Annotated in this window: 12 protein-coding genes; 1 reads left to right on the forward strand and 11 read right to left on the reverse strand. The window is 47.9% G+C overall.

Annotated features, from left to right (window positions below):
• Positions 1–240 precede the first annotated feature (240 nt).
• The 10 genes from NSQ20_RS26080 to NSQ20_RS26125 all read right to left on the reverse strand — a co-directional run bounded on the left by NSQ20_RS26080 (position 241) and on the right by NSQ20_RS26125 (position 20,381).
• Positions 241–3,024, reverse strand: coding sequence for an alpha-mannosidase (locus tag NSQ20_RS26080; RefSeq protein ID WP_340031184.1), 2,784 nt, complete (start codon positions 3,022–3,024; stop codon positions 241–243).
• The gene (locus tag NSQ20_RS26085) at positions 3,021–6,200 is read right to left on the reverse strand and encodes a beta-galactosidase (RefSeq protein ID WP_340031185.1); all 3,180 of its coding nucleotides are present in this window, start codon (positions 6,198–6,200) and stop codon (positions 3,021–3,023) included. Before NSQ20_RS26085 ends, NSQ20_RS26080 begins: the two co-directional genes overlap by 4 nt.
• A complete protein-coding gene (locus NSQ20_RS26090; protein WP_340031186.1) occupies positions 6,197–7,516 on the reverse strand; it encodes a glycoside hydrolase family 125 protein in 1,320 nt (439 codons plus the stop codon). Before NSQ20_RS26090 ends, NSQ20_RS26085 begins: the two co-directional genes overlap by 4 nt.
• Before the next feature lie 254 nt (positions 7,517–7,770).
• The gene (locus NSQ20_RS26095) at positions 7,771–10,977 is read right to left on the reverse strand and encodes an alpha-mannosidase (RefSeq protein ID WP_340031187.1); all 3,207 of its coding nucleotides are present in this window, start codon (positions 10,975–10,977) and stop codon (positions 7,771–7,773) included.
• 4 nt (positions 10,978–10,981) lie between these two features.
• Positions 10,982–13,336 carry a glycoside hydrolase family 3 N-terminal domain-containing protein gene (locus tag NSQ20_RS26100; protein WP_340033063.1) on the reverse strand — a complete coding sequence of 785 codons (2,355 nt, stop codon included), beginning with the start codon at positions 13,334–13,336 and terminating at the stop codon, positions 10,982–10,984.
• Between the two features lie 36 nt (positions 13,337–13,372).
• Positions 13,373–14,293, reverse strand: coding sequence for a carbohydrate ABC transporter permease (locus NSQ20_RS26105; RefSeq protein ID WP_340031188.1), 921 nt, complete (start codon positions 14,291–14,293; stop codon positions 13,373–13,375).
• Between the two features lie 23 nt (positions 14,294–14,316).
• A complete protein-coding gene (locus NSQ20_RS26110; protein ID WP_036605780.1) occupies positions 14,317–15,246 on the reverse strand; it encodes an ABC transporter permease subunit in 930 nt (309 codons plus the stop codon).
• Positions 15,247–15,323: 77 nt separating this feature from the next.
• On the reverse strand, positions 15,324–16,796 hold the full coding sequence (locus NSQ20_RS26115) for an ABC transporter substrate-binding protein (protein WP_036605779.1): 1,473 nt from the start codon (positions 16,794–16,796) through the stop codon (positions 15,324–15,326).
• 281 nt (positions 16,797–17,077) lie between these two features.
• A complete protein-coding gene (locus NSQ20_RS26120) occupies positions 17,078–18,592 on the reverse strand; it encodes a response regulator transcription factor (protein WP_338706974.1) in 1,515 nt (504 codons plus the stop codon).
• Between the two features lies 1 nt (position 18,593).
• On the reverse strand, positions 18,594–20,381 hold the full coding sequence (locus NSQ20_RS26125; protein WP_338709001.1) for a sensor histidine kinase: 1,788 nt from the start codon (positions 20,379–20,381) through the stop codon (positions 18,594–18,596).
• A gap of 254 nt (positions 20,382–20,635) precedes the next feature.
• Between NSQ20_RS26125 and NSQ20_RS26130 the strand changes: the two genes are divergently transcribed.
• The gene (locus NSQ20_RS26130; protein WP_338706976.1) at positions 20,636–23,458 is read left to right on the forward strand and encodes an endo-beta-N-acetylglucosaminidase; all 2,823 of its coding nucleotides are present in this window, start codon (positions 20,636–20,638) and stop codon (positions 23,456–23,458) included.
• A gap of 145 nt (positions 23,459–23,603) precedes the next feature.
• Here NSQ20_RS26130 and NSQ20_RS26135 read toward each other — a convergent pair whose 3' ends face one another.
• A complete protein-coding gene (locus tag NSQ20_RS26135; protein ID WP_340031189.1) occupies positions 23,604–25,181 on the reverse strand; it encodes a class I adenylate-forming enzyme family protein in 1,578 nt (525 codons plus the stop codon).
• Positions 25,182–25,419: the final 238 nt, after the last annotated feature.

The following is a 25,419-nucleotide window of genomic DNA, read 5'->3' on the forward strand; positions in this document are numbered from 1 at the left end:
CAATATAGAATGAACAATGAAGTGTACCTGTGACCATCTTGATGGCATAGGAACTTTCGATCATTTGCAATTCTACTGTTCATTCTATAGAAAAACAACCAATAACTCAACTCATAGATCTGGTAAATAGCGTAACCCTTCTGCCACCGTACGTAATGCCTAGTTTATAGTACACTTGCAGTCCTGTACCTTTTAGTGTGTGTTCAAAAGTCTGTTTTTCGACTCTTTAAACAACTTTGATCAGCGGCGCAAGCCGACAGTAACGATCTCGCATGAATCTGTCTGTATGTTCCATTCCTTGGTGGCAAATGATAATGTTGATGCCTCTTCTATGCTGTTGAGATGAAGTATTTCGCCCTCTTCCTCCAGGATGTTGCTTTTGTATGCCGTTTCGAATGGCTGCGGATTCGCTTGTGATGTTGCAAGCTTCAACGTGGCAGAGTCGGTGGTCATATTGAACCAGCGTAACATGACATCGCCGGAATCCTCATTTACCTTGAGTGAAGAAAATGCTAAACCGTCTCCTTGCCATGCAAACGGTGTGTTACTAGGTGTCAGATAACCTGGGTGTACTCCAGTCTGTGCCAGCGTCCAAGGAACCTGGAACTGATAGGCCTCGATATATGCACCTGACGCTGCACCATTGCCATCATGCGGAATGATCTCGATCTGAAATGTATGTTCACCAAGGCATTGTGCTTCAGGTGTCGGGAACAAACCCCAGTCTCCGAGTTCGCCCACAGCACGAAGCAGCGTTACGGCGATGGTGTTACGTCCATCTTGAAGGACTTCATATTCATTCAGACCCAGATTGGCTACGACCAATCCGGCGTCCTTTTCACTCACATCCACAAAATTCTGTTGATGCTGTGTATTGCTTGGATTTTGCCACTCCGGTGCAGGCTTGTTATCACGCGTTGCAACTTCGAACATGGAATCCACATGATGAACCCCAGATACCAGATCGGTTGGGAAAAGAGAACGTACCCGGTGATCCTTCGCCTGATTGTTGAAGGTTGTTTCTATTTGCACGCCTTTTCCACTACGACTAAGCGATACAACCGTGCGGATCTGGAGCGGAATCATTTTAGTTGAACGCTGGGCTTTACGGTATGGATAATAAATCAGCTCCCGTTGTTCCTGATCCAGCATCTCATCCGCAGACTCCGGTATTTCCCAATGATGAATCACTTCAAACGAGGCTAAGTATGATGTATCCTCTAGGACCCGAATCTCGGCCTGAAGCTCGTGTGTTGTTCGCGCCACTTCATTCTCTGGTTGCTTGAACATGTATTCATTACCGATATCACCCACATTTTCGTATACGCCAAGGTCCTTGTAAGTCCGGCCTGTCCGTTTATCTGTGAGTATGAATGAACCATTGTCTGCAATCGTGACGATCAAATATTGATTCTCCATGCCACGTTCACCACGCAACAAGGTATTTATTTTCGATGGAGAGCCACTCTTTGAATGATCCACAAAGTTGACCAATGCATAGGTTTTTAGTCCAAATGCAGCTACATTTTCTGTTTCAAAACGAATACGTACTCGCCGACAACTATACGGTTGGCGGAAGCGATCATCCGGCAGATCATAGCCAAATTGCAGACCCAGATCCTCCACCGTACATGGAATGGGGTTACCATTTTCATCTACAAGTACGCGGTCTGACAGGTCAACGGCTTTCATCTGCGTCGCCATCTCTTCCAACGTATGTCCATCCCGGAAATACAACCGAGCCGCGTCCAGTTCCATCTGAACTACACCGCTGCGTTCCCAACCCGTTGTATTAAATACCACAACAGGTCGAGCCTGCTCGCCGTAACGCTCAAATATGGAGGTATCGACAGCTGTAGTAATCTGGCTGGTGCTCTCTTCAATTAAAACCTCTGCTACATGACGGCTCTTATCAAACCGTGTCACCATCTCGCGATGCACCTCATCCACACTGCATCCACAGATGCTGTCATGCGGATGATTTTGCATCAGCGTTTTCCAGGCATACGTCAGTTGATCATGTGGATAGGCATGTCCAAGCAGATAGGCGTAGGATGCCAGGGGTTCAGCCACTTTTTCCAGCATAGTCTGGCCCAGCTGGTTCATCTGTTTCAGATACACACGAGCCGAGGCGGTGTTCACCAGGGTTCCCCAGCCATCGGTACGCTGACTGCGCAGTTCGCCTTTGACCGTGGACAGTTCATGTTCAGACGATGCTCTCAAAGCTTCCAGATAATTCGGAAAGTTGGAGTGAATGAACTCGATATCGGGATGTAATTGTTCAGCCATGCGAATCGCTTCTGGCAGATCTCGCTGAATCGGCTGGTGATCACATCCGTTCATGTACAACAACTCATTGGTCGATGCATATTTCTCGGCATCTGCAAGCTTGGTTTCCCAGAACTTGCGGGCCGATTCCTCGTCTACAGGAACTTCATTTCCGTTGGAGTACCAGTTGGCAAACAATACGCCGAGCACTTTTGATCCGTCTGGTCCTTCCCACATCAGCTCCGAGAAGCTTGATTCATATCCGGCATCCGATACCGTATTATTAAATCCCGTCGGCTTCACACCACGTCCAAAAAACACATTATCAATGCCTGATTGCTGCATCAGCTGTGGAGTCTGCCCGACCAATCCAAATGTATCGGGAAAGTAACCAATTTTCGAAGGGGTGCCGTAACGTTTGGCGTCCTTATGTCCAACCTGCATGTTGCGCACATTGGCTTCTCCGCTCGTCAGAAACGCATCCTGCAAAATGTACCATGGTCCAATCACAATCCGCCCATTGCGGATATGTTTCTCCAGTCGTTCCTTCTGCTCCGGTCGAACCTGAAGATAGTCATCGATAATAATCGTTTGTCCATCCAAATAAAAGCTTTTATAGTCCGATCCCTCATCAAGCTGATCCAACAGTGAATCGACGAGCCGAATAAGACGCATATGATGCTTCTCATACGGCAAGTACCATTCCCGATCCCAGTGGGTATGCGAAATAATATGTGCTCTCTTTTTTTTGGTCATCGTGTTATCCCACCTCTTTCCTCTTGTTGTACAATCTCAACCTCATCAGGGCGATACACCGCAGTCAGCTTTCCGGAAGTATCCGTGGCAAACAGCACCGAACGATTTTTCTCCAGTTGGAACGCATACGATACACCTGTACGTTGATCTCTCACATGAACTTCATGGTTAAAGGCAAACTCCGATACAAATACATACAGATTTCCTTTTGGAAAACTCAGCTTCCGGCCATAGATCCCTGCAATATCTCCGCCAGATATCCATTCTAACTCCTGTTCAATGCCCGAAATTTCAGTCGCATAACGATACAATTCAGCAAGTGGCTCGTCCCGTCCATTTAACTCGAGCGGCAGTGGAGTCCAGATTAATTTCCCTTTGCCCAAAGGCAGAACGTGTACTTCATCTGCTGTACCTTTATCCCCATGAAGCAACGTCTCCTTTGCCACCTCGGCGATACGACGCCGTCCATAGGTCACCCGGTGATTCACGCCATTAATATTCAGCAATTCTTCCCGTTGCACATTACCCAGACTCCGTTTGCCTACGATATGATCGGCCCGGTCAGTTGCCTTCCAGTATGCGTCCAGTCCCAGCGGCCCTGTAATGAGCAGGCTCGTGCCTTCCTTCTCCGCAAACGTGAGCAATTGTTGAAGTGCATCGCTCTCCATATTGTGCGGACTCGGTACGATAATCAGCTTCGGCGGCTGCTGCTCCAACGCTTCCAGATGATATTCGGATAACGCACGGAATGGAAATTTCAGATCATAAGACATCACGCGAGTAAGCTTTGTTGTGGCATCATAGGCGAGGGCACGGTTGGAGAAGTCATTGGAATACGGGAACACCACTGCAATATCCTCCAGATCGCGGTCTTCAAAGAGATCACGAATGCCATCCATGAATCGGCCAAAATCATAAGACACATCCGCCTCGGGTTTCTCCGTACCATCTGCACGAAGGGCCCCAATATGGGACTCATTGGCATTATCCATATAGAAGTTGGTGTTCCAGATCCATTGCACGGCGCCAGCGCCACCTGTCGAGAAAGCATAGGCGTACTTGCGTTCGAGAATGCCACGAAGCTCTTCTTCCGTACGTTTGGCTCGCCCATCCGGGGTTTCCACATACATGATGCCCGTCTCCTGAATGAGATTTGGTTTATGTGGCGTTTTAGCGAAAATACCATCCCAGATCAGATCATCGTTCAACCACCAGGAATGCACGGTTGTATAATCCACTTCACGTTCATAGAAGAACGGAGAAGGACGCTGTGCACCAAGGGCTTCGTCCTGTCCCACGGTAACCAGATGATTCGGTACCATATCCTTGATCGTACCTACAAGCTCTCTCGCCCAACCATTGTGCATCTCCATAGAGAAGAGACAATAATCGAGCCAGCGTGTTCCTTTTTTGGCCTTGTGCATGTCCTGTACATCAAAGTTAATCTCTTCTGCCTCCGGGATCACCGCGGCTGCAAAATTGGGGAGCTGTTTCGGTGACATGTTCCATGCCTCCTGCAACGCTTCAATCGTCTCATGACGTTGCTGAAGCCACTCGACATAAGCCTGCTGTTCATACGAATCTCTTGCCGAGCGTGGGCCAGCCGAGAAGATACGTACTGGATCAAACATCGATGGCTCGTTAATCAGATCCCAGTCCACATGTGTTGTATGCGTGTGACGACTAACGATGCTGCGGATAAAACGTTTCTGAGCCTCGACACTCTGCGGGTCCAAATACGGATTCGTGCCTTCCCATGTCTCTGGTGTAAAGGAGAAGAAAGTGAACGTGACCTGTAAGCCGTGACGTTTCGCCGTTAAAATAAATGCATCAATGGCACGAAGCACATCCTCTGCCATATGTCCGTCCACCTGCATCATGTTGCGATAGGCGGTCCAGATTCCCGTCCGAATCCAGTTAATGCCGGCTTTTGCCATCTGGGCCATGTCTCGATCCCAAACATCCGTATTCGGCAGAAACAGAAATTTCCGTGCCACATCGGAGGTCATGTAGGTCATGCCCACAACTGGGAGAGGACGTCCGTCTTTTACAAAATAGTCCCTGCTGCGGGTAATCACTTCCCCTTCTGCCAGCAGTGCAGCATCCTGTCCCCAGAAGCCTTGACGCAAGGTCCGAACTTCACCGTCAGGAGCCTGCGCGTGGCATACGATCCGATACAGCCCACTTTCAATGGATACCGGGAGAAGTATACGTTCGAAACGCTGCTCACCGGAAAGTTCCATCTCCAGTCGATGGCTCCATACCTTCTCCGTCGTGCCACTTGTGCGATCTTCATGCTCGACTGTTATGTCGAATGCCCACAGCTCGGACTCGGTAAGTCTGTTGCCTGCTCGCTGTAAAATCTGACCTTGAAGTGTGAGTACCGCCCGCTCATCTGGCTCATACGAAGCATAATTCGTTTTGAGGGATAACTCAGTTACACCTTGCGCACAGAATTGCGCCCATTTCACAATCTCGGCAGCGCCATCCTGCGTCCAGAATGAGGTGGTCAGCGGCAGATGTACAAACATCCAGCGTGAACCTACGAAAGTCCCGCGCGAGTTTTCCCACAGAACGACCGGAGCGGCGACACTGCGCCCGTCTTTACTCATGCCACGAAGCAATGGATAAATCTGCGTACTCATCGGTCCTGATGACCCCATCTGGTGGGGCAGATCACTTGTTTTGGTTGTATGTGGAACCAAATTCCATGTATCTGCCTTCTCAAACAGCCCCTCTTTCCCAGTGAGAAGCGGGATCTGTTCGGATGAAGTGTACGATTGCACATTGGCAGAAGATACGTTCAGTGCCTCATGAATATAGAGTTCCTGATGATACGCGGTCTGCTCGGACTCTACAACCCATGCCCCATTTTCATATCGAACCGGACGTTTGAAGGGTGCGCCCCACACACTGATCAGGCTTCCGCCCTGATGCAAGTAAGCTGCAATCTTCGTCCAGGCGGACTTGGGAAAATAGGGTGCATGCAGATTGACCAGACATCCTTCACCTGCTGTGGTCTTCAAAGCCTCTGCGAGTTCTTCGGCGTTTACAACGGTGATCTCTTTGACTGCTTTCCATGTATTCAGAGCCTGTTCAGTTGGAAAAGCACCATCCAATGGAAACGCAGGATCAGCGAAGATTATCAGCTTTTTATCATGAGGTTGCATACTCATAACAGGCCATCCTTCATGGATCTATAGACCAACTGGGAGAACAGGCTGTTGGACCATGCAAACCATTTTCGTGTAAAAATCGTTGGATTATCGGCATGGAAGCCTTCATGCATATAACCTGTATCTGCATCTGTCGCTTCAAGCATGCGAATAATCTCCAGTTTCTCCTCGGAAGACTGCGCAGTCAGTCCTTGCATGGACAAGCCCATATGCCAGATATAATTCGGCGGGGTGTGCGGGCTACCGATTCCTTTGGCAACCTTGCCTTCATAATAGAATGGGTTCTCTTTGCTCAGGGCAAAACGGCGCGTATTCTGGTAGATCGGATCATCCGCTGTGACGTAACCCAGATATGGGATGGACATGAGTCCCGGTGTACCCGCATCGTCCATGAGACAGTGGTTGCCATAACCGTCCGTCTCGTACGCATAGATCGGTCCAAATTCCGGATGACGATAAATACCATACAACTGAATGCCGTGATCCACGTCCTGCTCCAGATCCTTCAATTCCTGCAAAAGTTCCATATCCCGGAACACCCACTCGGCAAACTCCTGCATTTGACGCAGAGCGACAACCGCGAACATGTTGCCAGGGATATTGTAGTGGAAATCACACGCATCATCACTGGAACGGAAACCGGACCAGATCATCCCCGTGTAGTTGACTGGCATACCTTTTCCGTGATTGCGCAGGGAATCTGTTGGGATGCCGTTATTACGAGTAAAGCGATATGGAGATTGTTCCATGTGATGCTGTTCGACTTTGAACAGGTCCACAATTTTACGCATCGCTGCCTTGAAGCTTGAATCGAAAATGTCGGTCAGCTCGGTTTCCTTCCAATATAAATACGCCAAACGTACAACAAAACATAATGAGTCAATCTCAAATTTGCGTTCCCACACCCAAGGCGACATCTCGGTTTCGTCCGTGGTGTTCCAATGCCAGTCGTTAGCAGTCTCATTGAAGGCATTGGCATATGGATCGATGTGAACATACTGGATATGACGTTTAATCAGCCCACCAATAATGCGTTGCAGGTCCTCATCTTCTTTTGCAAACGGAATGTAATGTACCACCTGCTCCACGGAATCACGCAGCCAGGAAGCCGGAATATCTCCTGTGATCACAAACGTAGTGCCATCCTCCATCAACTTGGTTGTTGTTTCGATGGTATTGGGGAAGCAGTTTTTGAATAATTGAAGCAGCTTCGGTCGGTGAGCCAGTTTCTGTTCTGCTTCTTCGAGCACGGCCTGAATGGATTGTGGCAAAGCAACAGGTGGCATGGGTATTTTGGGTAATCTGAACTGTTCCATGGATGAGTGCAACTCCTTAAACAAATTGAATGGTATAGCTAAAAAGATAAACCCATTAACTGTACACTAGGACACTACGATTGCAGTACCATCTTCCGATCGCTGTTATCCCCAGATTTTTTTTGATTCCCTTCTCTAAAGGGAAAATCCGGGGATAAAGGCGAACGCTTCGCTTCTCCATCTGGTTCTGCACTCTCCGTTATGTGTACATGTTTAAGTTCATCTTATATAGCTCAAAAATATTTCAAAAAGGTTTACCGCAGTAGCACGGTTTGTATTTCGTAAGGTTTAAAAGATAATGTAATCTGGCCATTGGTATGGGCCAGTGGTTGGACGGGTTCTTCCAGTGCGTTGGAGTGATACGCCTGTTCAAAGGCATGTGGCCATTGCAATGTGATGGTTTCGCGTTTGCCTGATGATTCATAGAAACGAAGGACTGTTCCGTGCCCATCCTCTGCCATTTTGACCGTATCGAGAATGACGTGATTACTATTAAAGTTAATCCAGGAGCCTGTTGCTGGACTTACAGGTGCCTCAATTGCAGTTGTATCTGCAATTAGATCGACTCCAGTCCCTGTGCTTGGCTGTACCTGCTCTATCTGGTGCTCTTGTTGTATCTGACCCTTTTGTTGCACTTGGTTCACCTGCTGTACCGTCACCTCATGATTTAACTCGGCAGCCTGACGTACGGTGTGTGCAGTTCGCCAGTCACCGTCGTGTGGGTAGAGGGAATAGGTGAATTCATGTTCTCCCAGATCGGCTGTGCGATCAGGCCATTTGGGTGCACGCAGTAGGGACAAACGAATAGTGCTTCCCTGCACGTCGTACCCGTATTTGCAATCATTGAGCAGACTCACGCCGTATCCATATTCGGACACATCCGCGAAGCGATGTCCACAGACTTCATACTGCGCTTGTTCCCAGCTTGTGTTGCGATGTGTTGGGCGTTCCAGTGAGCCAAATGGAATTTCAAATGTTGCCTTGGAGGTCACCACATCAATCGGGAAACCAACTTTCAGAAGTTTGTGATTTTCGTTCCAGTTCACCTGTGTCTGGAAGTCGATACGTCGTGAATCATGATAAAAGACGATATCTTGTGTGATTTCCGATTGATGTAGCTTCCAATGGAAACGCAGGATATCCTTCGTTGTACCCGCCAGCACCAGCTTTTTCTCCAACAGTTCCACTTCGCCAGCAATCTGTTCTTCATAACGACTGTCGATATCCCATGCATCCCAAAGCGTTGGACGATCGTGGAAGAAGTGAAGTTGATTGCCTCGTTCACCCGGCTTCAACATCTCACGCTCTGCGGTTTTATCCCACAGGCGGGTGATCTCCCCACGTTCATTGAACTGCACATGATAAAAGGCGGTATCCCATGTATCATTAAAGGTTGGTTGTGCGGCAAGGGCGGTCATTTCCCGTACATTCGTTTCCCTTGTATTTTCCGGTACAAGCCAAATCGTTTTATATCCAAACGCCGGAATGTCTGTCACGAGAATAGACATGCTGCCATCCTCCCAATCCATCCGCAAGCGCTGGCCTTTTTCATCGATGCCGTAGCGATCCAAGCCATCCTGCACAGGAAGTTGAACGACTGCACTCCGTTTCCAGCCCAGGCTGTTGAATACAACATAGGCTACTGAACCTTCCGGTCCCTCTGTGTTGATACCCGTTGTCAATGCAGCAATGCCTTGATCCAGTCCGGTTCTGCCCAATTCAAATACCTGAACATATTCCTCATTCGAAGTGACGTAGGACTCCGTAATTGCCGAGCCCGGTATAATATCGTGGAATTGATTCAGCAAAATTAATTTCCAGCCTTCATGCAGTGCTGAACGCACTTCAGCTTCTGCATCTGCCTCCATATCTGGCAGAGCGAGTGTATTCCACAGCTCAGCTTCTCGATACAGAACCTCCGCTTTCCGGTTGTTACGCTTATTGCGCGCATGGGTCGTATAGGTTCCCCGATGTAACTCCAGATACAGATCGCCATGCCACTTCGGAAGTACAGGTTGCTCCTTTTCAATTCCGGCAAAGAAAGCTCCAGCTGTGCTATATCGGCTCGCAGGCTGACCTACCATCAGGTCTGCGCGATCCACATACTCCAGCATCTCGCGTGTTACACCACCGCCGCCATCACCGTGTCCGTATAGAAGCATATGCTCCGGATGAGTTGCTTTCTCACGGTAGGACTGCCAGTGATCATGAATGTCCTTCGGCAGGGTGTGTTCGTTAACCCCATGATTGAGGTAGGACAGGATCGGTGTGCCGTCAATACCCACCCAGTGGAAGAGATCGTATGGAAACACATTTGTGTCGTTCCATCCGAGCTTTGTTGTCATGAAATATTCCACATTGCCATGCTTCAAAATCTGTGGCAGGGAGGCACAATACCCAAACGTATCCGGCAACCATTCAATCTGTGATGTCTTGCCAAACTCCTCCATATAGAAACGCTGACCATATAACATCTGGCGAATCAGGGACTCCCCGCTCGGGATGTTCAGATCTGGCTCAACCCACATGCCGCCAACCAGTTCCCAGCGGCCTTCTACAATCCGCTGCTTCACCCGCGCGTAAAGCTCGGGATCATGCTCCTTCAGAAACGCATATAGTAAGGGTTGGCTCTGGGAATAAACATAGTCCGGATATTCATTCATGAGTGCATCCACGGTGGAGAAAGTACGGCTCGTTTTGCGTACCGTCTCACGTACAGGCCACAGCCAGGCAATATCAATATGGGACTGTCCCACCATATGCTCCAGACCTTCCGCGTTTCCGCCAATCTCACGCACATGATGCTTCAGATTATTCTCAATCTGACGAATACCCTCTCCCTGCTCAATCTCTTCTGCTGACATGCCTACAAATTGATCCATCGCACGATACACCAGTTCTAACAGGCGAACCCGCCGAAAGTCACTTTCCGGTAGCAACACAGCCGAATCACGGACAATAATGACGGTATACATCAGACTACGAACCGCTTCATTGGGTCTCACCAGCAAGCTCGTAATTGATGTGATTGGCGGCTGAATAACCGCCTGTTGATTCAACGGGTCTACAGGTTCAGGCACCGGATCAAACATCTCGATCTCCAGTTCTGGAGCGTTTCCGACTTTGGATGGATCAAGCGTGACGTAGGTATGATTGCGATCAAGGCCCTGATAAGAGTTCCCATTTACCCGAAGCAAGCCTTCTCCGCCTGTCTCAAATACAAGCCCATAAGGTGTTTGCTGCCATGTAGCAGGAATCTCCAAACGTGTTCTGAAAAAATAAGTCGTTCCCTGTTTGCTCGGAAAACGCTCAAAATCTTGCCCTTCGGGGTACTCACCCTGATCCTCATACTGTCCTGGCACATGATAATAAGCGCGGGTAATGTCCCAGTTGCGCAGCTGTAATTGCTCCAGCCACTGATGTTCGGACAACTCGCGAATAAATCGTCTGATACGTTCCAACGTCTTACGCCTCCCTTACAGTCAGTTCGGCTATTTGCGTATCGTTTACGCTGCTGCCGATATGAATATGGAATTGTCCAGGTTCAACGACAGGCTTCAAATCACGACCAATATACTGCAGCTGCTCGGCCCCGATGTGGAATTCCACGGTCTGTGTCTCTCCCGGCTCCAGGTTCACTTTTGCAAACCCCTTCAGTTCCTTGGCCGGACGAGTTAGTGAGCTGACCATGTCAGAGATGTACATCTGTACAACTTCTGCACCTGCATAACGGCCAGTGTTGGTCACATTCACCGATACCTTAACTGAATCACCAGCTGTCATGGACGCAGCACTCAGTTTCGGCTCGCTGTACTCAAATGTGGTATAACTCAGTCCGTATCCAAATGCATAACGTGGCTCCAAATCCTCTTCCAAATACCTTTTGCCTCGGGACCGTTTGCCGTTATAGTAGATCGGTAACTGACCGACATGCTTCGGAATGGAGATCGTCAATTTACCCGATGGATTCACATCACCGAATAAAATATCTGCAATGGCATGCCCGCCCTCTTGGCCCGGATACCACGCCTCCAGAATTGCATCGGCATGTTCATCCACCCAAGGTTCAGTGATGGGACGACCATTAATGTAAACAACGACAAGTTTCTTGCCGAGCTTGTGAATCTCCTGAATGAGTTCCAACTGTACTCCGGCAAGCCCCAACGTCATCCGGTCGATCCCTTCGCCACACTCCATATCATTCCAAGAATTATCGGACACATTGGAAGCACCCGTCTTCAGATCGATCGTTCCTTCTCCAAAGTCACGCGCACTGGAGCCACCAACCACCATAATGACTGTATCTGCCTGGCTGGCAACTTCAAGGGCACGCTCGAATCCTTCTTTCGAATCACCTTTGATCCGGCAGCCTGGTGCATATAACACCTGATCTGTACTGCTGTCACCAGTCAAAGGGCCAACAGAACTCTTCTCCGTTTGCCCATCCACATGATTAGCCAGCTTACTGCGAATCCCATCCAGTACCGTCGCCACTTTCGACTTCGGTTGCGGAGATGTGTAATCGCCCAGTTGATTGTAGGCCTGATCCGCATTTGGGCCGATCACAGCAATCCTGCCCACATTTGCTAACGAGAGAGGTAACGTGTCAGCCTCATTTTTGAGAAGTACAACCCCTTCCGCAGCCAACTGGCGTGCCAGTTGAATATGCGCTTCACTTCCAATTACTTCTGCTGCCCGATCGGCATCCACATAAGGCTGTTCGAATAAGCCCAGTCTGAACTTCAACGCCAGCACGCGAGAGGTAGCCTGATCCAGAACCTGCATATCAAGCTTGCCTTCTGCCACCGCCTGCACCAGATATTGCCCAAACATCTCACCGGACATTTCCATATCGATGCCTGCCTCAATCGCCTGTACGGAAGCTTCCATTCCATCTGCCGCGACATCATGCCCACTTGCCAGCATGTTGATCGCACCACAATCCGTAATGACCAGACCGTCAAAGCCCCAATCCTTACGCAAAACATCTTCCAGCAATTCCGTATTCACGGTGCAAGGCGTGCCATCAATTTCGTTATATGCTGGCATGATCGACGCAGCGCCCGCTTCCACCGCTTTGCGGAATGGATAGAGATCCACTTCCAGCAGCTCGCGCCAGCCCATATGTACAGGCCCTGCATTACGTCCGCCTTCTGAGCTGCCATAACCAACAAAATGTTTCAGCGTTGCCGCTACTGTATCTCCACGGTCAAGACTTTCACCCTGAAGCCCTTCTACGGAAGCAACTGCCAGCTCTCCAATGAGAAACGGATCTTCACCGAAACATTCCTCCGTACGTCCCCAGCGCGGATCACGCACAACATCCAGTACCGGAGAATAGGTGACCGCGCCACCTTGGGCACGTGTCTCCCTTGCTACTGCCTGGCACATCTCCCGATACAGATCCACATTCCAGGTGCTCCCCAGTAAAAGAGGGACAGGATAGACCGTTCCGTCAATAGCCATATGACCATGCGAGCACTCTTCCCCGATCAGAATGGGAATCCCCAGTCTGGAATGTTCTATTGCATAACGTTGAATCAGATTGACCGCCTCAGCGCCTTCTCTGGCGGATAGTCCATTTTCCAGCGTAACGCCCGTCCACGGATCTGCGCGAAGTGCACCATAGAGGGAGCCGATGCCCCCATTTTCCACTTGCTGTTTAAAGGACTCATTTAACGTGATGTTCCCTTGATCATTCGTATATGTTTGCCAGCCAAATGGCTGCGTAAGTTGGGCTACTTTTTCTTCCGTAGTCATCAGGCTAAGCAGGTGTTGTACCCGTTCCTCTACGGATTTGCTTTGGTCCTTATAAGTCATCAATCTGCATCTCTCCAATCCTATAACGTGATCCGGTTATTCTTTGACCGCGCCCACCGTCAGACCCTGTACGAAATAACGCTGGAAGAACGGATAAGCGAATATAATTGGCAACGTAGCAAGCACAACCATCGCCATTCGGGACGTATCCTGCGGAATGGACTGCATGGCTGCCAGACTCATCGAACTGTTAGCAGAGTTCTGCTGGATAAATTGAATACTCGACTCAATCCGCATTAACATAGATTGCAGTGGTACCAGATTCGGATTATCGATGTATAACAGCGCATTGAACCAATCATTCCAGTAACCGAGTGTACTGAACAACCCGATGGTTGCCAGTCCCGGCAAGGAGAGTGGAACCACGATTTTCATAAAGGTATAGAACTCACCGGCGCCATCAATCTTCGCCGATTCAATGACTGCATCCGGTACACTGGTGGAGTAGAATGTACGCAGGATCATAATATAGAAGGCATTCATCGCCAGCGGCAGAATCAGTGCCCATAACGTATCTTTCAACCCGAGCAGCTGGGATACGACCATATAGGTTGGAATCATCCCGCCGTTGAACAGCATGGTAAGAATTGCAAAGATGGAGAAAAATCTCCGATATCTGAAGCTCTTGCGGGAAACCGCATACGCATACAGCGACATGAGAATCAGACTGATGATGGTACCAAGTACCGTCACCAGGATGGTAACTCCATACGCCCGCAGTAGCGTGTCCCCACTCTGCCAGACAAACTGATATGCCGCGAGACTCCATTCTGCCGGAATCAGACGATACCCATCACGGGCCAGTGCTTTCTCGTCTGTAAACGAGATGATGACTACAAATATAAAAGGAAATACACAGATCAGAGCGAATAGACCTGCGATGATGTTCATGATCACGTTCCATCCGTTGGATACGTGGTGGAAGTCGCGTTTTTTAACGAGCCTTGCTTGAGCCATAGTGGTTCACTCCTTTCCCTGTCCTAGAATAGGCTGCTGTCTTTATCTACTTTGCGAACAACATAGTTGGAGATAATAACAAGCACAAAGCCCACCACGGATTGATACAATCCCGCTGCTGTACTCATGCCGATCTCACCACTAGTTTTCAAACCTCGATATACATACGTATCAATAACATTTGTCACGGAATATAGCGTACCCGAATCCCTTGGCACCTGATAAAAGAGTCCAAAGTCGGCATAGAAAATGCGGCCTACGGCCAGCAAGGTCATAATCGTGATGATGGGCGACAGCAACGGAATCGTAATATTGCGAATCTGCTGCCATTTGCTTGCTCCATCAATCATGGCTGCTTCATACAGTGATTTATCAATTCCCAGAATGGAAGCCAGATAGACAACGCTGCTATAACCGATGGTTTTCCATAACGCTACGAATACCAGAATATACGGCCAATATTTCGCCTCAGAGTACCACTGAATTGGTTCCATCCCAAACCAGCCGATAATCTGATTCAACATCCCGCGGTCCATGCTCAAGAAGCTGAATGCGAAGTAACCAACGATAACCCAGGATAGAAAATACGGCAGAAACATGCCGGTTTGATACAGTTTGGCGAGTCGTTTATTCACAAGTTCCGAGAGCAGGATTGCCAATGCCACAGCAAATACCAGTCCGAGGAAGATAATGGCGATGTTATAAAAGAGGGTATTGCGTGTAATGAGCCATGCGTCACTAGTGCTGAAAAGGAATTTGAAATTGTCCCAGCCAACCCATTCACTCTTCATCAGACTTGCCCAGAACCCTTCACGGCTGAATCGATATTCTTTGAAAGCAGCCACTGTACCCACGAGTGGCAAGTAGGAGAAGAAGAAGAACCAGATGGCGCCTGGTAGCACCATGAGCAACATGACTCGGTTTCTAATCAGGTTTTTCAAAAATGTAGTCATTGTGGAGATCCTCCTTCAGGCTTGAATGAAAAAGGACCGGACGCGATAAGCAGCCGCCCGATCCTTACGATGTACTGTTACTTGTTTTCCGCTCTCCAGGCATCCAGCTGGCTTTGGGCTTCAGCCATTACTTTCTCCAGTCCGGCTTGATTGAACTTCTCAATCACTTGATCCAGATTGGCTGCCGGGTCCAGTGTACCTGTCATCAGTGCTGCCCAATATTGCTCTTTCACGTTCTGTACCGCCGTCAGTTCGGACGATACATTGCTTGCATCAAAGTTAAAGCTGAGGATCGGGGAATTGACACCTTCAGCGTTAAACTTCTTGAACTCATCCCATTTGTTATCCGGGTCATTGCTGTTCAGATAGAGCAGCATGTTGTTCCCAAGGGAGTATGAAGGCATATCGTAGTTTTTCGATTCAGGCAGATTTTCCATATGCGTGTCATCCACTTTTTTGTAGTGTGTGCCCTCAATACCGGAGTCCACCATATTACGCAGCACAGGATCTGTATTGAGCAGGTTCAGGAATTCCATCGCTTTCTCCGGATATTCCGAGTTGGCCGAGATGGCCATGATGGAGCCTTGTACAGATGTATTCGTTATAATTGCTTCACTTGCAGGTGTTGAAACGACTTGATAACCGTAACTTGCAGACCATTGATTGTCCGCGAGCGGCTGAGTCTGTGCACGATCCAGGAACCAGTTACCCGATGTTGTCAGGTCGTTCGTGGAACCTGTTGTCGCCGCTTCTGCCGATACATAACCAGCCTTGTAGTATTTGTGCATCGTGGTAAGTGCTTCTTTCATTTCAGGTGTTTCCAGTATGTTTACAAGCTTATAGTCTGTTGTATCCAGCTTGATTGCCATTGGCAGATTCTGAATGACATAGTCATAAGGCACGTAAGGAACATAGTTTTTATCCATGGCAAATGGTGTTACACTCGCCTCGTTTTCCTTAATTGTTTTGAGCAGAGGCTCCAGACTGTCTAACGTACGAACGCCAGAGATGTCCAACTTGTATTTATCAACCAGCATTTGGTTAAAGCGCCATACCTCTTGTTGTGGCAACTCTTTGTTGGCTGGAATTCCGTAATTGTGTCCATCTACCTTGGAGCCGCTGAGGAATGCAGGATCAATGGTCTTGGTAAGATCCTGACCGTATTCAGCAAGCAGGTCATCCAGTTCGAGGAATGCACCTTTTCTGGCATTTTGTACATAATCGAATCCACCAGAAGAAGTGAACAGAATGTCCATTGGCTCACCGGATGCTACGTTAACCTGCATCTTCTGCGGGTAGTCACCCCAGTCAACCATCTTCATCGTTACCGTGGCATTAATTTTCTCTTTGGTATACTTGCTCACTTCTTCCATCACTTTGTTGACGTCTTTCTGAGGGGTACCGATGGTATACCAGATCAACTCTACCGCGTCATCTCCAGCTCCCCCGGATTCTGAAGCATCTTTGCTTCCTCCACAGGCACTAAGAACAAGTGTAACGGCCATTAACAATGCAAGAACGAGTGAGAAGCGTTTTCTTTGTTTACTCATTTCTTTGATCCTCCCTTTTCGTGTTCCCTTAGGCTCTACTTACTAACTGCTTTAACCTTATCGAATGAAAGCATTTACAAAAAGAAGATAAACTTAAGTTTTCGAGGTACAAATTAAAGAGAAATCGTCCTTGGGCATCTATTTTGTACCTATTTAAATAAATCGCTTACATGAAAGAGACATGCCGGGTAACGTATGCCATGATTTTCATCCATGCCATTCCTGTTCCCGATATGTCTCTTGGCTCTCTGTCCGCATGGTTGGATCTACCCGTCACCGAATTAACCAAACACCTTGAAATCAGTCGGTGAAATTCCTACATATTTGCGGAACTGTTTATAGAAATACCCCGTCTCCCAATACCCTACATTTCGGGCGATCTCATGTACCTTCAGATTGGAATTGCGTAGTTGCTCCTTCGCACGTTCAATCCGGTATTTGTTGATATATTCGGCAAACGTCTCCCCGGTCTCCTTATGGAACAATTGTCCCAAATACACCGGATGCAGATGATAGTGGGCACCCAGCAGCTTCAGGGAAAGTTCTTCTGCGTAGTGTTTGTCGATATGCTGAAGCACCTGGTTTACAATTGGATTTTTCAGATCCTGCAATAGGGATTGGATCGTCTGCGACCCAACCTGCTGAAGCGCCCGCACGAGTTCATCAAAAGTACCACTGTCCAGTACAAGTTGAAGCCCTTGTTGGTATATGGCAGACTCATCCGAGTGTTTGATGCTCTCCAGTTCCATTTTGAAGCGAATCACAACTTCCAGTGCGGTATTCTGTAACTCCCCAGGTGTAAGCCCATCGCGATGCTGTTCAAAATCCATGCGAATCCGGTCGGCAAGTTGTTCTGTATTGCGGGATAGAATGAGTTTGGCATACTCCCTCCATTCAATGAAAAAGGTCGCCGTTGAACTTCCGCACCTTTCCAGCATGGCATGGTCGATGACTTTAAGGTCGGGATAAATCATCACATACTGGAGTGCTTTTTTGGCCTCGGCATAACTGGTCGGCGCATGGTATAACCCTTTCATCAATCTGCCTGCTCCAATGCGTGCCGCCGGATGGGTTACGGTTATCTCATCAGATAATGCCTGCAAGCCATCCATCAACTTCTGTTCCTCGTCACTCGTACCCTGAATATTGGCAATAATGACGATGTCTCCATCGATATCATGAAATACGTTCAGATGGCGTCTGTCTCTCAGCATCTCTTCTACACGTTCAAACATGCCAGGTACTTGCCCTTTGTCACGCAGAATGGCCACAGCAACGTCCGGTGCATCCAGCGAAAGGTTCATGAACTGGGCACGTTCTTCAAATTCGGTAGCTGCAATCTGTCCCGTAAGCCATCGATGAAGAATGTTATCTTTCAGAATCTGGATGCCATACGCATCATCGGCTTGAGGTGATACCGTATGATCCAGCTTGGAGGCGGTGTTGCTCAGCGTGGATTCCAGTTCCTCTACATTAATCGGTTTGAGCAGATAGTTTTCAATCCCCAGCTGCATGCCTTCCTTCAGATATTCGAACTCATTGAAACCACTGAGGATAATGACCTTAATCTCAGGTTTCACTCGCCTTGCTTCCCGAATCAGGTCAAGACCATTCATGAGTGGCATGGATATATCCGTGATCAGAATGTCCACAGGCTGAGAAGAGAGCGCTTGTAACGCCGCTTGTCCATTGCCCGCATGACTAACAATTTCCATTCCAAACGAAGACCAGTCCACAATATCGTATAAACCTTCAATGATGAATGGCTCATCGTCCACAATAAACACCTTGTACATATTACACACCTGTCCCTTCTGTATGTGGATAACGCACCCTGATTCGTGTTCCTTCTCCGAGGGTGCTCTCTATGGTGATACCGAACTCTGGCCCATACAGGAAGCGCAATCGACTATGGACACTGCGTAGCCCGAACATCTGACCAGACTCTTCAGGACGTTCCAGTTCTTCAAGGATTTCCGTCAGGCGTGCCGGATCAATGCCTTTGCCATTATCTTTGACTTCCACTTGCACCACATTATCCGTCTCTTCCACAACAATGGATAATCGGTTATCCGAACGTTCTGTTTGAATGCCGTGTACGACATAATTCTCAATAATGGGTTGCAGCGAAAGTTTGACCACAGGGTGTTGATAATATGCAGCATCGATCTGGATCGTATATATGAAAATATCCTTGTAGCGGATTCGGAATAACTCCAGATACAAGCGGCAAGCTTCCATCTCATCCTTCAGCGTATAATTTTTCTTTTGCTGTACCAGGCTCTTGAACAATACGGATAAACTATAGATCATCTCGCCAACATCTCTCGCCCCTTGGGATATCGCCCTCATCCGAATCACTTCAAGCGTATTGTAGAGAAAATGAGGGTTGATACGCGCCTGTAACGCGACCAGTTCGGTCTCCTTCTGTTTGATTTCGGCTTTGTAGACCCGTTCAATGTACAGATTCAGCTCGTCCAGCATATCGTTGAAGCTATGTGAGATCTGCCCCAGTTCATCATCTCGCGGATCGTCGATTCGAGCCGTCAAATTGCCATATTTCACTTTTTGGGTGAAGCGGATAATTCGACGGGTTCGTTTGGCAAAGTTAATAATGAAAAATGCCGGAACCAGCACGGCAAACAAAATACATACGATACTGATCGAGATGATGGTATTGCGAATACCCGCATAGGTTTCAGCCATCTCTTCTACCGGAACGGTGCCAATGACCACATACCCCTGATCAGCGGAGACAAACTTGTTCACATACATGTTCTGCTCCTTTTTCATTGAATCCATATCCGTCTGATCAAACAGGGAATCGGCTACATTCACGTAGGGGTACTTCTTCCCGTAATAATGATTGTTGGAGTCAAATAACACTGTCCCTTTCGCCGATAACACCACGATGTCTCCCTTGAGATTACTCTCGTAGTTATCCAGCGCATTACCGATTCCCTCCGAGTCAAAGAAGACAAGAAATTGGCCCAGATTCCGAAGAGTCTGTGTATTGTTAATTGGTACGCGGATGGAGTAGATCGCAGGGTCCCATTGATTAACCTCTTTGCGAATCCAGTAGTTGGGTGCACTGATATTGGGCGTTTCCATCGCCATTACGTCCGGAATATAGGAATGAGCTACATTGGCGTCCAGCTTGCGGAACTGCTTGTGTTGATTAAAGGTAGACAGATCCTGCTGCTCAGCGCTATACAACATGAGTTGGTTAATCTGCGAATTGCGATCCATAATATTTTGAAAATGTTTCAACACATCGGCCGAATAGTCATCCTGATTGGCGTAATATCCATTGGTCATGTGCTGAACATATTCAGCGTACGAATGATTCATCAGATAAGTAATGTTGGCGGAAAGCGCCTCATTCTGATGCATATCCCTCACCATGTTTTGCACCGATTCATACTGCTGATGAATGTACCGATCCACATGTTCCATCGCCGCTTTCTGGATCGCCAGTTCCCGGCGAATCGTGGAGTCGGACACCGACAGGAAGATGATATAAGACAATGTAATGATCGTGACAATCGATATCATCGAGAAAATCAGGAGCATTTTCATAAACATATTATTTTTGAAGAAATTATTGTAAACGCTAACAATTTTCAATTCGCATGTTCCCTCCGATGCTGTTTTCCTGACTTGAATTATACCATCAGGCTTCTGACATTAACTTGTCACCTGCAACTTTTCTTTAGTTTATATCTGTGTTTCTTTAATTTCACCCTATTTAAAAACGCTTTCATCCACTATCGTTAACCATAAGTTTAGCTTTGTGTAAAAGAATACCTTACATTCATTCCACTTGAAGGAGGAACAGCATGACACGCAAACTCAAAGCAAAAGGCATCATTCCCAAGGTCACTGCCATGGTCCTGACTACGGCTCTGCTTGGACAAGTTGTTGCATCATCCGTTTATGCCGGAGACACGCTCCCTTACACCGGTGAAAGCGCCAAAGGGATGAATCAGCCCTATCAACACGGGTACACCTCGGCCCAGATTCTGAACTGGACACCAGAAAGTGATATCCATGGTGATCTCCTTCGTGCCCATGTTCCCTTGCAGCCCCGTAATGAAGCGTTCGCTGCCACACAGGCTTATCCTGAGCTTAGCCCGGACACCCAACTGTTCACAATGAGTGGTGATTATGGCAATGCATTCTTCGATAGCACACCTTATACCAATGAATTCAGCCAGTACCTCTTCAATTATTGGCAATATACAGACTACTACAGCTATTGGCACGGCATGGCCTCTGCGGGAGTACCTGAGGAGCTATACGATCCGAGTAAAGAGTGGACGGAGAAATACTTCGAGTTTGGCATTTTGAACATTCCGAATCCGGCCTACACCAATGCAGCCCACAAAAATGGCGTTAAGTCCATTGCTAACATCTTTTTCTCGGACAATGACCGCGGGCCACAAACCTATAAACAAATGCTGATCCAAGATGAAAACGGTAATTTCCCTGTGGCCGAGAAACTGGCCGAGATGGCAGAATACTACAACTACGATGGATATTTCTTTAATCAGGAAGAAGTTGCCCGGGGTGTAGCCCCTGAAGATATCGCTTCCTACAAGAAATTCATGAAATATCTAAGAGATAAAGGCCTGTACGTTCAGTGGTATGATTCCACCATCAATACAACAGGCAAAATTCAATACCAGAACCAATTCAATGGGCTCAACAGCCCCTTTGTACAAGATTCCGTTCTCGGCAGAGTCTCGGATTCCATCTTCCTGAACTATGTGTGGAACCACAAGATGCTCCGCGATTCCCGTGATCATGCCCTTAGCCTGGGACTGGATCCACTGGAAACCGTATTTGCTGGTGTCGAAGGTGGACATGACAAATTCGGCCGCTGGAAGCAATCCTATGACCTGCGCCATAACCTGGATGAGAACGGTCAACCGATGAACAGCATCGCGACATTAGGTGCCGACTTCACCCACAACGCTCTGGATGAAGAGATGGGCGATGGCAGCACCAATCATCGTGCGGAAGATGAGTACCAGTGGATGACCTTTGTACGTGATCGTGCCTGGTGGTCTGGTCCAAATCAAGACCCGACAGATGCACGTCGTAATGCGTCTGCCGATCTGTCGGATGTGTATGCTTCCGGTGCAAATTGGGATGGGATTGCCGCTTATCTGACCGAGCGTTCCGTCATCAACGGCTCCAATTTTGCAACCAACTTCAATACGGGCCACGGCCTGAAATATTATGAAGACGGTGCTGTCTCGAACGATAAAGAATGGTCGAATATCAACATTCAGGATATCCCTGTCACTTGGCAATGGTGGATGGATAGTAACGGTGACAAGCTCAGTGTTGATTTTGACTATGGTCCCTCTTATGAGAAAGGCGCAAGGTACAACTATGACTCCATTGGCGCGTTTAATGGCGGCAGCTCTCTCGTGGTGAACGGTACACTGAACGCGGAGAACTTCCTTCGCCTCTACAAAACCGACCTGTCCGTCAACGGACAATCGAAACTGGAACTGACGTATAACAAACCGTCGACTAGTGACGCTTCCTCCCTGCATGTTGGGTTGATCTTCGAAGATGATCCATCCAACGTGGTCAACGTAAATGTGCCTAATGCAGGCCAGCATACAGAAGGCTGGAAGACCGCTTCACTGGACTTGAGCGCCTATCAAGGCAAAACCATTGCCGCTATGGGATTATCTTTTGACCCGAATGGCAAAGCGATTGAGAATTACCAGATGAATATTGGCGAGATCCGCATTTCCGACGGTTCAGCGGCTGTACCGGATGCACCGACCGGATTCCATATTGCCAAAGCACTGACCAATACCGACGAACTGGTTGTCGCATGGGACATGAAAGACTATTCTGAGGTCAAACAATACAATTTATATGAAAATGGCGCCTATGTAGGCGGCGTGTATGATTCCACTTTTTATATCAAATCACTAAAACAGCCATCTGGTGAACTGTCTATCCGTGCGGTTGGTGCAGATGGTACCGAAAGTGAAGCAACCGTCCTGCCTTACGATCTGAATGCATCTGTTCAGAATATAGATGTGAAATTCAAAAAGAATGGCGATGCTATTGTAAGCTGGAAAAACCCGAAAAAGGCAAAAGAATCAGGCAAAGACAAAGATAAGAATACGGATAAGGACAAGGATAAAAATAAAGACAACGGTAAAGGCAAAGAGTCAATTCAGCTCACACTAGAAACAGAATACACGAAAGAACCTTTCACCAAGTCACTTCAGGTCAAAAAAGGAAAACAGTCTGCCGTCTTGACCGGACTTCCGACCAATGGTGAACATTACGTGCTGAATATCGCCATTGGCGGGCAGAACCCGGTTACCCATACCGGACAGCTCGCAGATCTTCAGATTACACCATACGCCAAGGAAAAGGTCACGGTAAAAGATGGAAAGTACACATTAGCCCTCCCGGATCTGGAGGACTGGTATAAGATCTATGTATATGAAAATGGGGTACCACGCGAGTTCGGAGTCACTTACGTTTCGCAGAAATTCCCGTATATCATTCGGGGAAGAACAAAGCTGAGCGAACTGACTTTCACGCCAGCGTCCAGCAACAGCTCTTTGAAGCTGGTCATTGAGGATTATGCAGGCAATCAGGCCGCTACGATTTTGAGATAATACTGCAAAGTATTTTTTTGTTCTCGTCTGCATAACAGTTGAGATAAAAACGTACAGCCCTTCACTTCCAAAAGGAAGTTGAAGGGCTGTTTTTGTTGATCTAACAATAAATATTCAACCCAACAGCTATTAAACAGCATTCCCGTTAGCATAGTCCTTCGGATGAAATTGAGGATAGATGCTTGCGCAACTGCTTTTTATCTATTTTATCCACGGCTGTTCTCGGCAAAGTATCCACAATGAACAGTTGAGTCGGCCATTTGTACGGAGCAAGGTGTGGCTCACAAAACGCCCGCACCTGCGTCAGATCCATACTTTCACCATCCTGTAACACGATGAAAGCGACAAGTTCCTCGCCTTCGTCAGGAAGAGGATGTCCGATTATGGCCGCCTCGCTTACCGACTCATGGCTCACAATAACATGCTCCACTTCGGCACAGAACACATTGGAACCGTCCACAATAATCATATCCTTCAAGCGATCAAACACATAAAGGTAACCTTCGGCATCCAGACAACCGACATCCCCAGTTCGAATCCAACCATCGGACATGGTCTCGGCAGTAGCCTCCAACTGGCGCCAATACCCCAGCATGGTCTGTTGACCTCGAACAACGATTTCTCCAGCCTCGCCCGTAACTGTCTCACTTCCGTCCGTATCTAATATCCGAACTTCGAAGGCCTGCTCACCTTGGGCAGCCAAGTCAGCAGGACGACCTACGGATCGAAGGCGATGGGGATCGCCCATATGCTGAGCAGGAAAAAGGCGGCTTATGGACATTCCACATTCCGCTTGTGAGTAGTTGTTCACAATGATAACTTCAGGAAATTGCGATACAACCTCCTGTAGTGTATCCGGGGAAATAATGGACCCTCCGCAGCCAATAAGCGATAGACTCTTCAAGTTTCTACCTCCTACGGATGCCTCGCGGGTAAGATCACGAAGCAGTTGGCCTACTGTGCTGAGTTGTGTAATCTGATCACGTTCAATAGCTTCCATAATGCGGTGTACATCCGCCGGGTATTCGTCTAGAAATACAAGACAGCCTCCGGCAGCCATGGTCGCCCACAGCTGGAACTGACCTACCAGATGGGACAAGTTGAGCACTAACACACGACGCTTGAGATCATGACCGAAGCCTGCAGAAGGCGTAAGTTGATTCCAAGCAGCCATACCACGATGCGAATGCATGACCCCTTTTGGCCGACCAGTTGTCCCACCCGTATAAATCAGGACTGCCCTATCGTCTAAACTTCGTTTGGAATGGTCTTTTGGAGAGAACGCAGGTTCCTGCTGTAAAAGAGCAGCGAGCGAACTGCTATTCGTCCCTTCTTCGTCTATCGTGAACAGTTTTGGACAATACCCAAGAAGCTTTACCGTGGCAATAGCTACTTTAGCATGTTGGTCATCATGAATAACCATATGTGGTTCTGCATCCTGAAATATGGCAGCGAGATCAGGTACTGTTAGCATAGGAGAAGGAACGAGTGGTATAGCGCCGATCCCAACTGCTGCATAAAACGCAACAACGAGCTGGGGATCTGGATCACCTAAAAGGGCAATACGATCACCGGCCCGGAGTCCTTCAACATACAGGGTATGACTGAATCTTTCAACCAGACCGTAAAGCTCCCCATAACTCATCGTTTGCCCATGTCTCATTAACGCAGGTTCCTCAGGGTACAGACTTGCTGCAATTGGCAATCGTTCGGATAGAAGCAAGCAATTACCCCCAACATTTAAATTTCCATTTCTCCGTTAAGAAAACTATGGAATAAAAAGAGAGTAGCATATATCTGGAATAATAAGTAATCATTATCCTCTATTAAAACCATAAATTCTCCTGATATTACAGTTCTGCTCACAGACGATCCTTGCCGTTAACCTACTTGCTAGCTTAATTAGGCAGATCAAATTTGGCTTCTTTCTAAACTGAAATACAACATTTCTGTTTATCATT

The organism is Paenibacillus sp. FSL K6-1122 (assembly GCF_037977015.1).
Taxonomy (GTDB): domain Bacteria; phylum Bacillota; class Bacilli; order Paenibacillales; family Paenibacillaceae; genus Paenibacillus; species Paenibacillus amylolyticus.

What these genes read in the sequence shown, in the direction of transcription:
- NSQ20_RS26080 (WP_340031184.1), bottom strand. Translation starts at nt 3,024, where the DNA reads ATGACCAAAAAAAAGAGAGCACATATTATTTCGCATACCCACTGGGAT.
- NSQ20_RS26085 (WP_340031185.1), bottom strand. Translation starts at nt 6,200, where the DNA reads ATGAGTATGCAACCTCATGATAAAAAGCTGATAATCTTCGCTGATCCT.
- NSQ20_RS26090 (WP_340031186.1), bottom strand. Translation starts at nt 7,516, where the DNA reads ATGGAACAGTTCAGATTACCCAAAATACCCATGCCACCTGTTGCTTTG.
- NSQ20_RS26100 (WP_340033063.1), bottom strand. Translation starts at nt 13,336, where the DNA reads ATGACTTATAAGGACCAAAGCAAATCCGTAGAGGAACGGGTACAACAC.
- NSQ20_RS26105 (WP_340031188.1), bottom strand. Translation starts at nt 14,293, where the DNA reads ATGGCTCAAGCAAGGCTCGTTAAAAAACGCGACTTCCACCACGTATCC.
- NSQ20_RS26110 (WP_036605780.1), bottom strand. Translation starts at nt 15,246, where the DNA reads ATGACTACATTTTTGAAAAACCTGATTAGAAACCGAGTCATGTTGCTC.
- NSQ20_RS26115 (WP_036605779.1), bottom strand. Translation starts at nt 16,796, where the DNA reads ATGAGTAAACAAAGAAAACGCTTCTCACTCGTTCTTGCATTGTTAATG.
- NSQ20_RS26120 (WP_338706974.1), bottom strand. Translation starts at nt 18,592, where the DNA reads ATGTACAAGGTGTTTATTGTGGACGATGAGCCATTCATCATTGAAGGT.
- NSQ20_RS26125 (WP_338709001.1), bottom strand. Translation starts at nt 20,381, where the DNA reads ATGTTTATGAAAATGCTCCTGATTTTCTCGATGATATCGATTGTCACG.
- NSQ20_RS26130 (WP_338706976.1), top strand. Translation starts at nt 20,636, where the DNA reads ATGACACGCAAACTCAAAGCAAAAGGCATCATTCCCAAGGTCACTGCC.